This window comes from Bacillus sp. SIMBA_074 (assembly GCF_046534555.1).
In the GTDB taxonomy this organism is placed as follows: domain Bacteria; phylum Bacillota; class Bacilli; order Bacillales; family Bacillaceae_G; genus Bacillus_A; species Bacillus_A mycoides.
In genome coordinates, this window is sequence record NZ_JAWRYM010000030.1 from 25,298 (window position 1) to 38,708 (window position 13,411).

At 34.3% G+C, this 13,411-nt stretch carries 14 protein-coding genes and 1 pseudogene; 10 read left to right on the plus strand and 5 right to left on the minus strand.

What is annotated here, in order from left to right:
- Positions 1–127: 127 nt before the first annotated feature.
- The 5 genes and pseudogenes from SB773_RS23900 to SB773_RS23920 all read left to right on the plus strand — a co-directional run bounded on the left by SB773_RS23900 (position 128) and on the right by SB773_RS23920 (position 4,914).
- Positions 128–1,162, plus strand: a complete 1,035-nt coding sequence (locus tag SB773_RS23900) for a nuclease-related domain-containing protein (protein WP_410592577.1) — start codon at positions 128–130, stop codon at positions 1,160–1,162.
- 53 nt (positions 1,163–1,215) lie between these two features.
- Positions 1,216–1,789: pseudogene (locus tag SB773_RS23905) on the plus strand (hypothetical protein).
- Positions 1,790–2,009: 220 nt separating this feature from the next.
- Positions 2,010–3,737 carry an S-layer homology domain-containing protein gene (locus tag SB773_RS23910; RefSeq protein WP_410592579.1) on the plus strand — a complete coding sequence of 576 codons (1,728 nt, stop codon included), beginning with the start codon at positions 2,010–2,012 and terminating at the stop codon, positions 3,735–3,737.
- A 166-nt stretch (positions 3,738–3,903) separates the two neighbouring features.
- Positions 3,904–4,050, plus strand: coding sequence for a BC1881 family protein (locus tag SB773_RS23915; protein WP_002014405.1), 147 nt, complete (start codon positions 3,904–3,906; stop codon positions 4,048–4,050).
- Positions 4,051–4,158: 108 nt separating this feature from the next.
- Entirely contained in the window at positions 4,159–4,914 is a 756-nt protein-coding gene (locus SB773_RS23920; RefSeq protein WP_002128564.1) for a sulfite exporter TauE/SafE family protein, read from the plus strand.
- Between the two features lie 320 nt (positions 4,915–5,234).
- Here SB773_RS23920 and SB773_RS23925 read toward each other — a convergent pair whose 3' ends face one another.
- The gene (locus tag SB773_RS23925; protein ID WP_002128562.1) at positions 5,235–5,435 is read right to left on the minus strand and encodes a DUF3903 domain-containing protein; all 201 of its coding nucleotides are present in this window, start codon (positions 5,433–5,435) and stop codon (positions 5,235–5,237) included.
- A gap of 141 nt (positions 5,436–5,576) precedes the next feature.
- Here SB773_RS23925 and SB773_RS23930 point away from each other — a divergent pair, with 141 nt between their 5' ends.
- Complete coding sequence (locus tag SB773_RS23930; protein WP_002128561.1) at positions 5,577–5,990, plus strand: NUDIX hydrolase; 414 nt, start codon at positions 5,577–5,579, stop codon at positions 5,988–5,990.
- Positions 5,991–6,002: 12 nt separating this feature from the next.
- Here SB773_RS23930 and SB773_RS23935 read toward each other — a convergent pair whose 3' ends face one another.
- Together SB773_RS23935 and SB773_RS23940 are read right to left on the minus strand one after the other, a co-directional pair.
- Positions 6,003–6,680, minus strand: coding sequence for an LrgB family protein (locus tag SB773_RS23935; RefSeq protein WP_410592583.1), 678 nt, complete (start codon positions 6,678–6,680; stop codon positions 6,003–6,005).
- Entirely contained in the window at positions 6,677–7,042 is a 366-nt protein-coding gene (locus SB773_RS23940; RefSeq protein ID WP_000872360.1) for a CidA/LrgA family holin-like protein, read from the minus strand. The genes SB773_RS23935 and SB773_RS23940 overlap by 4 nt, the downstream gene beginning before the upstream one ends.
- A gap of 151 nt (positions 7,043–7,193) precedes the next feature.
- Here SB773_RS23940 and alsR point away from each other — a divergent pair, with 151 nt between their 5' ends.
- The 4 genes from alsR to SB773_RS23960 all read left to right on the plus strand — a co-directional run bounded on the left by alsR (position 7,194) and on the right by SB773_RS23960 (position 10,878).
- Positions 7,194–8,102: an acetoin biosynthesis transcriptional regulator AlsR gene (gene alsR / locus SB773_RS23945; protein ID WP_002146263.1), complete on the plus strand. Its 909-nt coding sequence runs from the start codon at positions 7,194–7,196 to the stop codon at positions 8,100–8,102.
- Positions 8,103–8,356: 254 nt separating this feature from the next.
- On the plus strand, positions 8,357–8,932 hold the full coding sequence (locus SB773_RS23950; protein WP_044443670.1) for an FtsX-like permease family protein: 576 nt from the start codon (positions 8,357–8,359) through the stop codon (positions 8,930–8,932).
- 94 nt (positions 8,933–9,026) lie between these two features.
- Positions 9,027–9,938, plus strand: coding sequence for an ABC transporter ATP-binding protein (locus SB773_RS23955; protein WP_113735068.1), 912 nt, complete (start codon positions 9,027–9,029; stop codon positions 9,936–9,938).
- Entirely contained in the window at positions 9,931–10,878 is a 948-nt protein-coding gene (locus tag SB773_RS23960) for an ABC transporter permease (protein ID WP_410592587.1), read from the plus strand. Before SB773_RS23955 ends, SB773_RS23960 begins: the two co-directional genes overlap by 8 nt.
- Positions 10,879–10,899: 21 nt before the next feature.
- On the opposite strand, the gene SB773_RS23965 is transcribed toward SB773_RS23960, so the two are convergent.
- A complete protein-coding gene (locus SB773_RS23965; protein ID WP_410592589.1) occupies positions 10,900–12,060 on the minus strand; it encodes a M20 peptidase aminoacylase family protein in 1,161 nt (386 codons plus the stop codon).
- A gap of 88 nt (positions 12,061–12,148) precedes the next feature.
- A complete protein-coding gene (locus SB773_RS23970) occupies positions 12,149–13,057 on the minus strand; it encodes an EamA family transporter (protein WP_002033502.1) in 909 nt (302 codons plus the stop codon).
- Between the last annotated feature and the right edge of the window lie 354 nt (positions 13,058–13,411).

The window sequence follows — 13,411 nt, forward strand, 5'->3', positions numbered from 1 at the left end:
AGGTATCTCGACTGAGGTGCCTTTTATTAAAAATATATAATTTTTACAAAGTATATATTGATAGCATAGTATAATGTAATTGATATATGTTTAAAAATAATCGGAAATGAAATAAAGGAGTAATAATATGGAGTATGTGCTAATAGGTGGGATTTTAATATTATTAGCTGTAGTGTTTGTACTGTTTTATAAAAATAAACAGTTAGAATCAGAGAGTCAGCAAGTAGAGTTTGAAAAGAAACAAGCGATTGAAACGTATGAAAATGAGATTGCAGCTACGATTACAGGGCATAAAGAACAACAGGATACTTTAAAGAATATGGAACAGAAAAAATATAATGATTTACAAGTGAATACAGCTAGAGAACTTGAAAATATGCGTATGATGAAAAATCAATTGGCTGTTCAACATAGTAAAGAACGTAGTGAAATGCAAGATAAGCATAGTAGTGAAATACATATGTTTCAAAATTTAATTGCGGATTTACGAGAATATACCAAAAATGGTGCTGAAGTGAATGCGCATGAAACATTACATTATATGAAGCGAGGTTTCGTTGAGCAAGGAATAATACTAGAAGAAGAGTTTCATATTATACCGAACGTTTTTATGATACGCAATAAATATAGAGATAAACGTGACATAAATGATAATCGAATTCATCACCTTATCTTATGTAAAGCTGGTATTTATCTACTTGAGACGAAAGAATGGACAGGGAAATTAATCCATGGCTTAACGAGAGAAAATGCGGGTATATATTTATTTATGATTGAGAAAATTGGTAAGTATCAACATGAAATTGAAAAAGAAGAGACATTTGAATTTATTACGGATGGAACTTCATTAACTTTGCAAGTAAGAAATGAAGGGAATCCAGCGTATAAAGCGAAAATGCTATCTCAAACTTTATATAATTGTTTGGAAGAAATGCAAGTAGATATTGTAAAGGAAAAAGTAAAACCAATTGTATATTTTGAAAATGAGAGTGGAAAAGAAGTTATTGATCTTTCTAATGAAGAATTGCCGAGATTTAAAGATAGAGAGCAAATTGTAACGTTTTTCAGAAATGAAGTTTTAACAAGTAAAGTAATATATACAGCACAAGAACTAAGAAAGATTAGAGATATGATTGGTCAGATGAATTATGTTTCGAAATGAAACTTTAATTAGCAGAGCAAGGCTTGAAGTGTGTAAATAGCGAGGTGCGTTAGGTGGAGAAAGGTAAAAGCTCTATATTGTGGGGAATATTGTACATTTATTTTTGTTTGTTTGTATATATTAATGTATCTTGTGTTTATCTTTGTTATAGATATGGTTCATGTGCCATTGAGTGTAATGAGTATTTTGGTGGTAGTAATGCCTTTTATTTTATTAGTTATTATTCAAAAGTCTATCTTACATGTTTCGGCAAGACGTGATAAAGGTAAGAAACAACTGTTCACTATAATGATGGTGGGTTTCATTCCATTGCTAGTATGCACCGTACAATTAAGTATAAATAAATACACTTCAAATTTTAATCAGGATCGGTGGTTAAATTATGAAGAAAAACGAGTACATATGGTAGATGACCTATTACAGGAGCATAAATTGATAGGGAAATCAAACGAGGAAATTACAAAATTGTTAGGGACCCCTATGAAAACGAGAAGTTGGGCAGAGGGAATTACTACTTTGTACTATCTTGGGAATGAACGTGGTTTCATTCCTATAGATAGTGAATGTCTTGTTTTGCAATTTGATAAAGATGGTAGAGTTATAGAGTATAAGGTACAACGAGATTGAAATAGTGAGAGGAGAAGCTATATCTTTTATAGCTTCTTTTCTATATTCCAATATAGAAAAAGTAGGCAAATAGTAGTCATTCCTATCTATACGAATGAGATAGAGTTTGTTATATTGTAAAGGGTTATTTAGTTTAGAAGTCTGCTAGATAGCCTTAAATATTTTAGATTAGGGAGGGAAGTTAACACGAATTAAGATATAAACGTGTTAAATAATTAGTATGAAAAAAGAATTTTATAATGTTTTAGCTGCATCAATTGTATTTAGTATGGTAACGATTCCGAGTTTTTCCTATGCCGACACAGTAGAAAAGACCGTAACGATTTCAACAGACGAGCAAGCATTAAAAAGTATTGAAAGCCATATGAAAGATGAAGATGGACGTGGAGAGAGCAAAGGAATAACAAATGAAGTACAAGGAGATTTTTTTGTACATATAATAGGTTCAGCATCTTTATTTGATTCTGCTGAGTTACAAAAAGCGACAGGTGTTCAGCTTTCTAATCAAGTAGTGAAAGCCGAAAAACAAAAAGGAAACGCTTACTATATACAAACAGAATCTGGAGCTGGGTGGATACAAAGTAGTGAAGGAAATGTAGAGGTTAAGGAAGTTTATCACTTGGCAAACGAAAAATTAGTAATTAATGAAGAGACAGCTACATATTCCGCACCATTTAATTCATATAAAGACGAGAAAGTGTTACAACCGCAAACAATTATTGCAATTGGACAAGTTGGAGAGTGGTTCCAAGTCCAAATAGATAATGAGGTGAAATGGATTTATGCACCTTCAGCAAAATTTGAGGGTACAAAAGCATCTCTTATTCAAAGTACAACTCCAACTCGTACGAAACGTGCAGCGGTTATGTATACTGCACCAATAGAAGAGAAAACAACGGATATTTACGGTGTACCATTAAAGGAAATGATTGTACCAACAGGTAATGAAAATATTCGTCCAGGTTATGCGATGAAACCAAAATACATTACAATTCATGAGACAGATAATTATAGTGTTGGAGCAAATGCTAGAAACCATGCACAATATTTATACAGCCAAGCAACAGGAACGACTGATCGTTCAGCATCTTGGCATTTTACAGTAGATGATAAAGAAATTTATCAACATCTACCATTAAATGAAAATGCTTGGCATGCTGGAGATGGAGCAGAAGGAACTGGTAACAGAGAATCAATTGCAATTGAAATTGCTGTCAATCAAGATGGTGATTATAATAAAGCTGTGGAAAATGCTCGCAAACTAGCAGCCTATTTAATGGGGGAGTTAAATATTCCTTTAGAAAATGTGAAAAAACATCAATTTTGGAGCGGAAAGAATTGTCCGGCCATTATGATAAGGAATAATGCGTGGGAGCCATTTTTACAGGGAACGAAAGCTTATTATGATACGAATCATAAAGATGATATAACTGGCGGTTGGTATGAAGCAGATATTCGTGAATTAGATAAAAGAGGTATTATGGTTGGAGACGGGAAGGGTTCTTACTGGCCAGAACGTCTTGTAACACGTGGTGAATTTGCGAATTTAGTTTCAAGATCATTGCAATTACCAGAGGGGAAATCGAATTTCAAAGATTTAGGCACAGCCCATCCATCGTTAGTAGATGGTATTAATCGTGCAGCTAGTGCTGGGATTATAAGTGGACGAGGAAATGATATATTTGCTCCGAATGATACGATTAAACGTGATGAAGCTGTTATTATGATTGATCGTGCATTGCAATACAAAAATATAAAAGGTAATTTAGTTTCATTACCATTTACGGATCAAAATTTAGCGTATGATAAACAGGCGGTTCAACGTGTTTATGGGTTAGGTATTGTAAAAGGGAATGAGAATAATGAGTTTATGCCAAAAGGTTCTGCAACACGTGGGGAATCGGCAGCATTTATTAATAGAATGTTAAAAGTAATAGAGAGTAAATAATGGAAAGGCATTCGCTTTGGCGAGTGCTTTTTTATTTTTCAATATGTTATAGAAAGGGGATGTGAATTTTGACTGGAATAAGGAATGAAAGCGGAGGTGATGCATATATTTAGATGCATTGGGTAGTTTTTTGTAATTTTGTATAAAATGAAAAGGAGGTAGGACGGTGAAATCAATACCGACTGAAGTCCTGAGTAAGGAATTGATGGAAAGAGAAGGGGTTATATCTATTACAGTGATGGAATTTGAAAAGATAGAAGTGGCCGGAGTAGTTGTTTCTGGTCCAGCTGTTATTTTAATTAATCAAGATTAAATACATATTATCAATAAAGAAAAGTAGTCAGAGCATCCGCTTAGGGTGCTTTTTGTTTGTATAGAAGTGTGTATATGATAGATAATTGGGATATTGGAGGGGAATTATGTGGCAATTATTATAACAATGTTATTAATGGGAGTTTTATTAGGATTTGTCGGAGCAGGGGGAGCAGGATTTATCATCGCGATACTCACTCTAGTATTCCATATCCCTATTCATGTTGCTCTTGCAACATCTTTAACTGCGATGGCATTTACGACATTATCTGGAGTAGTAAGTCATTACCGAGAAGGGAATGTTGTGCTTGTAATAGGCGGAGTTGTTGGGGGATTTGGCGCGTTTGGATCCTATATTGGTTCAAAGTTTGGTTCGTTAATACCAGCACATCTGTTGCATTGGTTTACAGCTGGTATGTTATTTTTATCGGCAATTTTTATGTTTATTCGGTTGATTATGTTTCAAAAAAGATCACAGTCGTCTTTAAAAGGGCATAAAGAACTTTCGAAAGATAACGTGATTAAATGTATATTCCTCGGATTGGTGACTGGAATTTTAGCAGGTGCATTTGGTATTGGCTCAGCACCTTTTATCCAACTCGGATTAATGGTTCTATTAGGTTTAACAATCCGTCAATCTGTAGGGACGACAATGCTCGTTATATTACCAATCGCAATTGGAGGTGGGTTTGGATATAGTTCGGAAGGGTATTTAGATTATGTATTATTAGTACAAGTTTTAATCGGGACAATGTTAGGAGCATATATAGGAGCTAAGTTTACAAATTATGCACCTCGCATGCTTCTAAGGTTTTCGATGATTATGACACCAATATTAGCTGGATGTATGTTGTTAGTAGATTAAAGAGAATATATAGAAATCTATTAATATATTTTACGAATGAATTATGTAAGTAATTCATATTTCTCATATAAAAGGATTTGCTTTAATATAATGAGTATAAAGTTCGAGTATTCAAAGTATTACTTGAATTATATCCCTATCCCTTTTCTAAAAATGCGAACAAGTTTTGCCCTATTCTATTCAATAGTTTATTGTATAGAAATATATTGTTCGATGACCATTATGGAACGCACATAATGGGTAAATCCCGATCCTTAAAGAGGATGCCCCTAATCTTCATGTGAAAATATGATCGGATAAGAAAGCTGGCCAATTTATGGTCAGCTTTCTTTTTGTTCAATGAGTAAGCCTTCTTTAATTTCTGTTTGCAATAATAAAGTTTTTCCGAAGCGACGTTTACATTCAGCTCGTACTTTTTGAATGGCTAGTAGCTGAGAAGTAGCAGGCACTGTGACAACGGCTTGCCGAGGTTTTCGGTTTTCTTCACAAAAAACACATTCCACAACATATTTAGAAATCATAATTTCATCCTTCCGGTTTGAATTTCTAAGAAGGGACTGCTCATGAAGTTGATGTAAACTTTCGGCATCTTTTTACTTATTTCCTCTTTTTTCAAAGGGGAAATAAAAAAGAAGACGAATTTTAGTAGGGGAGGGATGTATATGGAGAGATGGATAGGTACGGCAGCTATTTGTATGAATGAAAGAAATGAAATTTTAATGGTATTGCAAGGAAAAGAAGGGGAAGAAAAAAGATGGTCTGTCCCAAGTGGAGGACTTGAAAAGGGAGAAACACTAGAAGAATGTTGTATCAGAGAAGTTTGGGAGGAAACAGGTTACAATGTGGAGGTTGTAAATAAAATATACGAAAAAGAAGGTATTACATATGGGATTCCGGTGTATGTTCATTATTACTTTGTTAAAAAAATAGGCGGTAATATGAAAATCCAAGATCCGGATGAGTTAATACATGAGATTGATTGGAAAGGGATACATGAAGTTGGAAAATTATCGTTAGCTTTTCCGGAGGATTATGAGCTAATATGCCGATATATAAATAAAAAAGCAAGTGTGTAGATACTTGCTTTTTTAGTGTATCCACGATAAGAAAAGTGGAACGATAACTAAACTAGCTCCAGCTGTTAAAAGCATTGATAAACTTGCAATTGTACCTTCTACAGGGCCGATTTCAAATGCTTTTGATGTTCCGGTTCCATTCGCGCTAGTACCTAGCATTATACCTTTTGCGAGCGCTGTTTTAATACGGCATATGCGTATGAGTGTAGGACCGAGTAATGCTCCAGTTAAGGCAGTTAATACAACGAAAACTGCTGTTAATTGTGACATGCCGCCAATCATTTCTGAAATAGCCATTGCAATAGGTGTTGTTACAATGTGCGGTGCTAAACTTTGTTCTATTGTAGAGTCAATTTGAAAAAAATTAGCTAATAGTGCGGAAGTAATAACAGATAGAAAAGAACCGACAATGACATTAATTAAAATAGCAGTTCCATGTTTTTTTAATAGATCAAAATATTTATAGATTGGCCATGCGAAAGCAACTGTTGCAGGTTTTAATAATTCTGTTAGCCAATGACTACCAGATTTGTAGGTTTCGTACGGTGTATCTAATCCGAGTAATAAAGCAATTAAAATGATTGGACATACAAGAAGGGGAGAAAGTAAGCTCCAATTCCAGCGTTGATACATTTTTTTAGATACCCAATATGTGAATAGTGTTAATAGTAAACAAAGAAAGCCGATCATTGTGTTGATCCTTTCCGCTTTAATAGCAATTCTGTTAAAAGCCCTGTTACTAGAGTGACACAAAGTGTACTAATCACGATAATTAAAATGAGATCGATTCCATATTGTGATAATGTATCTTTGTAACGAATGACAGCGACTGCAGAAGGGATGAAAAATAAAATAAGTTCTTTTAATAAAAAGTCTGCACCGTCTTGTATCCATTCTTTTTTCACTATGTTAAATTTTAACGAGATTAATAATAAAAAAATACCGATTATACTTCCTGGAACTGGGAGGTGTGCCTGTTTTGCAATCCATTCACCTGTCCAAGCGAAACAAAATAATAATAAAATTTGTCCGCTTAACTTCCACCATTTCATACAGTAACCACCTCTTTGTTTTTTACATAAAAATTGTAAAAAATAATTAACAATTTCTACTATACGTTCATTCGAAATATTTGTCTAATATATAAATTATATGTTATTAATATATTAGATGTATTAATCGAAAGTGAAAAGGGTGTCCAAAATGGAATTACGGCATTTGCAATATTTTGTTGTAGTGGCAGAGGAATTGCACTTTGGACGAGCGGCTGCTCGTCTACAAATGACACAACCCCCGCTTAGTCAACAAATTCAGCAATTAGAAAAAGAAATGGAAGTTATGTTATTTTCAAGAACGAAGAGAAAGGTTGAATTAACAGAAGCTGGAGAAATGTTTTTAAAAGAAGTGAAAAAAGCGTTTGAACAAATTGAAAAAGCAGTAGAAGTCGCACAAAGTGCTCAAAGGGGAGAAGTAGGATCACTTTCAATCGGTTTTGTAGGTGCAGCGATATATGATATTTTACCGTCAATCGTCAGGGAGTATAGAAAGAAATTTCCAAGGGTGTCTGTCGCATTACATGAATTGTCAACACCAGATCAGGTGCATGCACTTCATGATAATCGAATTGATATTGGATTTTTACGTCCGCCAATTCCGACGCAATTACTTGAGTTAGAACCAATTCAAAAACTTTCGTGTACCTTATGTTTACCGAAGGCACATCCTCTTGCTGAAAAGGACGAAATACATATCGAAGATTTAAGGGATGAACCGTTCGTATTTATTACGAGACCAGTATGGCCAGCGTTATATGATACAATTTTATCGCTTTGCCGTGATGTAGGTTTTAGTCCGCACATTGTACAAGAAGCAACGGAGTATCAAACTGTTATGGGGCTTGTAGCGGCAGGTATTGGAATTACGGTAATACCTGTATCCGCAAATAAATTGTATAAAACAGAAGTTGTATATAAAGAGTTATGTGATTCTAATTTTGTTGCAGAAATGTCAGTGGCTTATAAAAAAATGAATAACAATCCAGAGTTGTTAGAGTTTTTGAAAATTGCAAGAGAGAAAAAAAGGATTGAAGTGGAAGATGCGAAGGCTGAATAGTTGATGAAGTTACAAGGTAGTCATGATAATTAAGTTATATAAAGATTCACCTCGTTAAACAAAAAACGGAAATGTAACTAAAGTGCATTTCCGTTTTTTGTTTTTTTGTTCAATGCTAAAGAGGTAAATATGCTTGGTTTCTAGGACTAAAGGCTTAGTAAAGATTCCGATTGAAGTGCGATGTTTAAAATGTCATATTCTTATACACTAGTAGTATAGAATGCGTATGTTATGAAGTAAGGTAGGGGGAAATTATGTCTTTATTTCGGTTAGCGAGAAAAAATATACAAATATTTGCTACCAAAAGGTTAAAACAATTTATGTGGATTGCTATGAATACAATGATTTGTTTTTTTATGATATCATTCCGATTCAATGAAGCTATAATAAGTAAAGCGGAATATACACCTATATTTGTAAAGTGGTTTTATGCTATGTTTCTATTTATAGTTTTTGTGTGTATTTTCGTTACATATAAAATGACAACCTCTCTTTTACAGGTAAGAAGAGAGGAGTTTAAATCGTATGAAGTAGTGAAGATGACAAGAAAAGAAATGTTATGTTTATTATGTCAGGAGCAATTATTAACTTATGGGGGAGCTTTTGTTTTCGGATTAATTCATGGTATGTTATTTTTGAAATTATTTATTATTATTTTTATGAAGGCAGTAGGAATCCAAGGGATAACCAATGCACCGATTACGATGTATGCGGTAGTGATAACAGCAGTTGTTATGATAACTGTCATTATAATATCAATGTGGCAATGTTGTAGGTTTACACAAAGGTTAAAGGGTGAAAAGTCATATGAAACGAGGAGAAAGGCATGAGAAATCATGGCTTTTTCTTCATTTTACACATGTTATTAATCATGATACAGTGGGAAGAACTGAAAAAAAGAGTTAAGAAGAAAGGTTGTATGGAATGATAAATGAGCAAGCGATCGTAAAAGTTGATCGATTAACAAAGCGAATTGGTTCAAAGACGTTAGTAGAAAATATTAGTTTTGAAGTGAAAAAAGGTGAAGTAGTTGGCTTATTAGGACCAAATGGTGCTGGAAAAACGACATTAATGCGAATGATGGTCGGAATGATTCGTATGACAGAAGGAGAAGTATGGATTGATGGTCAATCTGTAAAACAGCAATTTGAAAAAACTGCTGCGAAAATTGGTGCTGTAATTGAGACACCAGAATTTTATCCTTTCTTAAGCGGCTATGAAAATTTAACATATTTCGGACGAATGAATGGGAATGTGACTGAAGAGCGTATCGATGAAGTAGTGCAATTGTTAGGAATGGGACAAGTAATTGACCGTAAAGTAAAAGCATATTCACTCGGTATGAGACAGCGTTTAGGAATTGCTCAGGCACTTATACATAATCCAGATGTATTAATACTAGACGAACCGACGAACGGATTAGATCCTAGTGGTATACATGAAATGCGGATGTACATAAAGAAAATTGCGCATGAACAAGGAAAAGCTGTTCTTGTTTCTAGTCACTTACTCTCAGAAGTTGAATTAATGTGTGACAGGGTTATTATTATTCAGCATGGAGAATATGTCGCAACACAAAATATTCAAAGTGATAAAAAGGAAGAAGCAGAAGAAATACATATACGTGTAGATGATGCGAATAAAGCGGCAGAGGTTTTAGAATACGATGTTTTAGTAAAAGAAAACGAATTAATTATAAACGTGAAAGATGAAGAAGTTCCAAATATTCTTCGTACATTGATGGAGAAAAACATTCAAGTTTATCGTGTATATGAAGAAAGAAAAACGCTAGAAGAGCAGTTTTTAGAATTAACAGGAGGAAAAGATATTGTTTAATTTAGTTTATAACGAGCTGTATAAAATATTTAAGCGAAAGCGAACGATTATTCCTTTTGCAGTTATTGCGGTATTAATTATTGGATTAGGATGGGTTACGGTAAAATATTTAGAGCCAGAAACAAAAGGGTGGAAAGCGGATTATACAGAACGCACTGTAGAAATTGAGAAAAAGCTCGGCATGAAAAAAGAGGATATTTTAACAGAAAAGTCAGGAGACGAGCTTGTAAAGGAATACCAGCTTAAAATGAAGCATTTAGATACGAATACAGCGCCAGCAAGTAGTTCTCCGCTTTCATTTATGAGAGATACAGGTTTTATCGTATTTCCAATTTTACTTCCGTTTATTCTCGTATATGCGAGTACGATTTTTGCGAATGAATATAGCTGGGGAACATATAAATTTTTAACAATTCGTCCAGCGAGCCGATTTGAAATTTTAACATCTAAGTTTTTGGCAATCGTTATATTTGCGGCATTATTATTTATATTTAATATGATTTTTTCCGTATTATGCGGGTTGATTATTTATAAATTCCAACAACCAGCTTGGGCTGAATTTGTCGTTCAAAATGGAAATATAATAAAACAAAATATTTTCGTAGAAGCAAGTAAATATTATATTTTATCTTGGTTACCAACTCTTGTGTATGCTGCATTTGCCTTTATGATTTCCGTTTTAACGAGATCGAGCGGAGGTGCAATCGGGATTTCTTTATTTCTTGCATTATCAGGGGGAATAGCGCTAATTCCGGCAGCAAGATATGAATGGGCGAAATATTTATTACCAGCGAATACAGATTTATATGGGCTTTTAAAGGGTGGAAGCTTTATTGATGGAGTAACATTCCCATTTGCTTCTTGTATGCTTCTTCTATACTTAGCTGTATTTTTAGGGGTTTCCTATACTGTATTTATAAAACGAGATTTAACAGCATAAGCAAAAGCCGTTAAGGGTAACTTAACGGCTTTTTGTTTGTAATAATTGATGAATAGCTTCTTCGGCTAATAGGGCGAAATACTCTGCGCTAATAGGCAATGCTTTTTCATCTACTGTAAAAGTTGGATGATGCCATTCATGTGTACCACTTGTTCCCATAAAGACGAATGAACCTGGTATTTCTTGTTGGTAAAAAGAAAAGTCTTCTCCAGCCATTGATGGTGTAGGAGAGATAACGTTTAGATTCATTTTCTCTGCAATATGAATAGAAAAATCAGTGAGTACTTTATCGTTTTGAACAGCAGGAGGACCTGGGTAAAATCGAAATTCTGTTTTTACACCTAGTGCATCAGAAACGCCTTTAATGATACGTTTCATTAATGCCGGAATCTTTTCACGTGTTTCAGCTTGGAATGTACGGACAGTTCCTTCTAATATTGCTTTTTCGGGAATAACGTTCCACGTATTCCCTGAATGAATGTTTGTTACACTTACGACAGCGTTATGAGAAGAACTAATATTTCGGCTTACAATCGTTTGAAGTGCCATAACGATTTGAGATGATGTAACGATAGGATCGACGCCGGCATCAGGCACAGCTGCATGTGTACCAACACCATGGATTTCAATTTCAAATCGATCAACTCCGGCCATTAGTGGCCCATCTTTAATACCGATTGTACCTACTGGTAAATCAGGTTTATTATGCATACCGAAAATAGCTTGCACGCCACGTAAATGCCCAGCTTCAATAACTTTGCAAGCGCCATTACTACTTTCTTCAGCTGGCTGGAATATAAGGCGGACAGTTCCGTTAAGAGAAGATTCTTTTTCCTTTAATAAATAGGCTGCACCAATAATAGCAGCTGTATGAAAATCATGCCCACAAGCATGCATTTTACCTTGTATTTTTGAAGTGTATGGAAGGTCTGTTTCTTCCTGGATAGGAAGGGCATCGATATCAGCACGAAGCGCTACAACCGGTCCGTTTTTATTACCAGAAATTTCAGCGATAACTCCTGTTTCTAAATTGGAATCAATAATAGTGATATTGGCCTCGTCTAACCAATTTTTTATCGCTTTTGTCGTTTCAAATTCTTCGTATGATAGTTCTGGATTTTCATGTAAATGCCGACGAATGGAAATAAGTTTTTCTGTTAATTGATCAGGAATAGATGCCACTTATTATGCCCTCTTTCTTAAGTGAAGTATTTGTATTAATTATACAATAATAAAAGAGAGGATTCTCAAATGAAAATCCTCTCTCGTTTTATGCGGCAACTTTTTTATGAGTATGCTGTTTTTTATAACGTCCACGCATTGCGTATGCAATTTGCGGAATTGCGATACCGATTAAAATAAGTGATACACCGATCCATTGTGAAGATAGCACAGCTTCTTTTAAAACGAATACAGACATAATTGTTGTAACTGGCAGTTCTGCTGCACCAAGAATAGTTGCTAATCCAGAACCGATTTTTGGAATGCCAATTGTAAAGGCAATGGACGGAATAACGATACTAAATATTCCTAATCCTAAGCCGTATTTCCAAAGGCCTTGAGAGATCGCCCCGTTAAAAATAAATGTTGGCGGGAATACGATCATGACTAAAGTTAAAGCGCCAGCCATTAAAAGGACACCGCGTGTTAATGAAGGTACTTCAACGGCAACTTTCCCACTTACGAAAATGTATGTTGCAAATGTAACAGCAGATAATAAGCCTAAAATGATTCCAGTCGTATCGAAATCACCAGCTGATGTTTCTAATAACCCACTTGATAAAAATGTACCTGCAAGTAAGAAGATTACTGAAATAACTTTTTCTCTGGAAGGTAATGTTTTTGTTGCGACTGCTTCAATGATAATCCCAACCCAAACGAACTGGAATAAAAGTATAATTGCAATAGAAGCTGGTACAGTTTTTAAAGAAGCGTAATAAAAAATTCCAGTAAAACTTGCAGACGTTCCTGCAACGAATAAAATTAACATTTGTTTTAGTGGAACACGATGTCTAGAAAATAGAAGTGTAATAGCAAGTAAAATAATCCAACCGAACAAATACTGGCTACCAATTACCTCTCCAAGTGAAAACCCTTCTGCATATGCAAGTTTAACAAAAATAGCTAAAACCCCATAACTACACGCTCCTAATAAAACTAAAAGAGAATAACGAAGCATGAAAAATTCCTCCCATCTATATGAAATTGTTCCGTAACGGACATATATAACTAGAGGGAAGTATACAAAATTAAAAATGAAGGGTCAAATGAAAGAAAAGTGCAAAATTTTATAGAATAATAATAAAAGTATGATATTTATGCAAAATCTTGAAATTAATAATAATTAAAGTATTGTAAAATCAGCTTTATGTTGTATAAAGACAGCATTTGAAAAAAAATTTTAAGGCCAATAGGTGTGAAGTCAATTGTAATGTGCTAATCATTTGAGAAACTGTGGAACCTTTGTTATGTTAGTAACAATTAGAAAGAGTTTCATAATTCAATTGAGATTTTTCTATATAATAGAAGGGAA

Coding starts and splice junctions, on each gene's coding strand:
- SB773_RS23900 (WP_410592577.1), top strand. CDS start 128: ATGGAGTATGTGCTAATAGGTGGGATTTTAATATTATTAGCTGTAGTG.
- SB773_RS23910 (WP_410592579.1), top strand. CDS start 2,010: ATGAAAAAAGAATTTTATAATGTTTTAGCTGCATCAATTGTATTTAGT.
- SB773_RS23925 (WP_002128562.1), bottom strand. CDS start 5,435: ATGATTTCTAAATATGTTGTGGAATGTGTTTTTTGTGAAGAAAACCGA.
- SB773_RS23930 (WP_002128561.1), top strand. CDS start 5,577: ATGGAGAGATGGATAGGTACGGCAGCTATTTGTATGAATGAAAGAAAT.
- SB773_RS23935 (WP_410592583.1), bottom strand. CDS start 6,680: ATGATCGGCTTTCTTTGTTTACTATTAACACTATTCACATATTGGGTA.
- SB773_RS23940 (WP_000872360.1), bottom strand. CDS start 7,042: ATGAAATGGTGGAAGTTAAGCGGACAAATTTTATTATTATTTTGTTTC.
- alsR (WP_002146263.1), top strand. CDS start 7,194: ATGGAATTACGGCATTTGCAATATTTTGTTGTAGTGGCAGAGGAATTG.
- SB773_RS23950 (WP_044443670.1), top strand. CDS start 8,357: ATGTCTTTATTTCGGTTAGCGAGAAAAAATATACAAATATTTGCTACC.
- SB773_RS23955 (WP_113735068.1), top strand. CDS start 9,027: ATGATAAATGAGCAAGCGATCGTAAAAGTTGATCGATTAACAAAGCGA.
- SB773_RS23970 (WP_002033502.1), bottom strand. CDS start 13,057: ATGCTTCGTTATTCTCTTTTAGTTTTATTAGGAGCGTGTAGTTATGGG.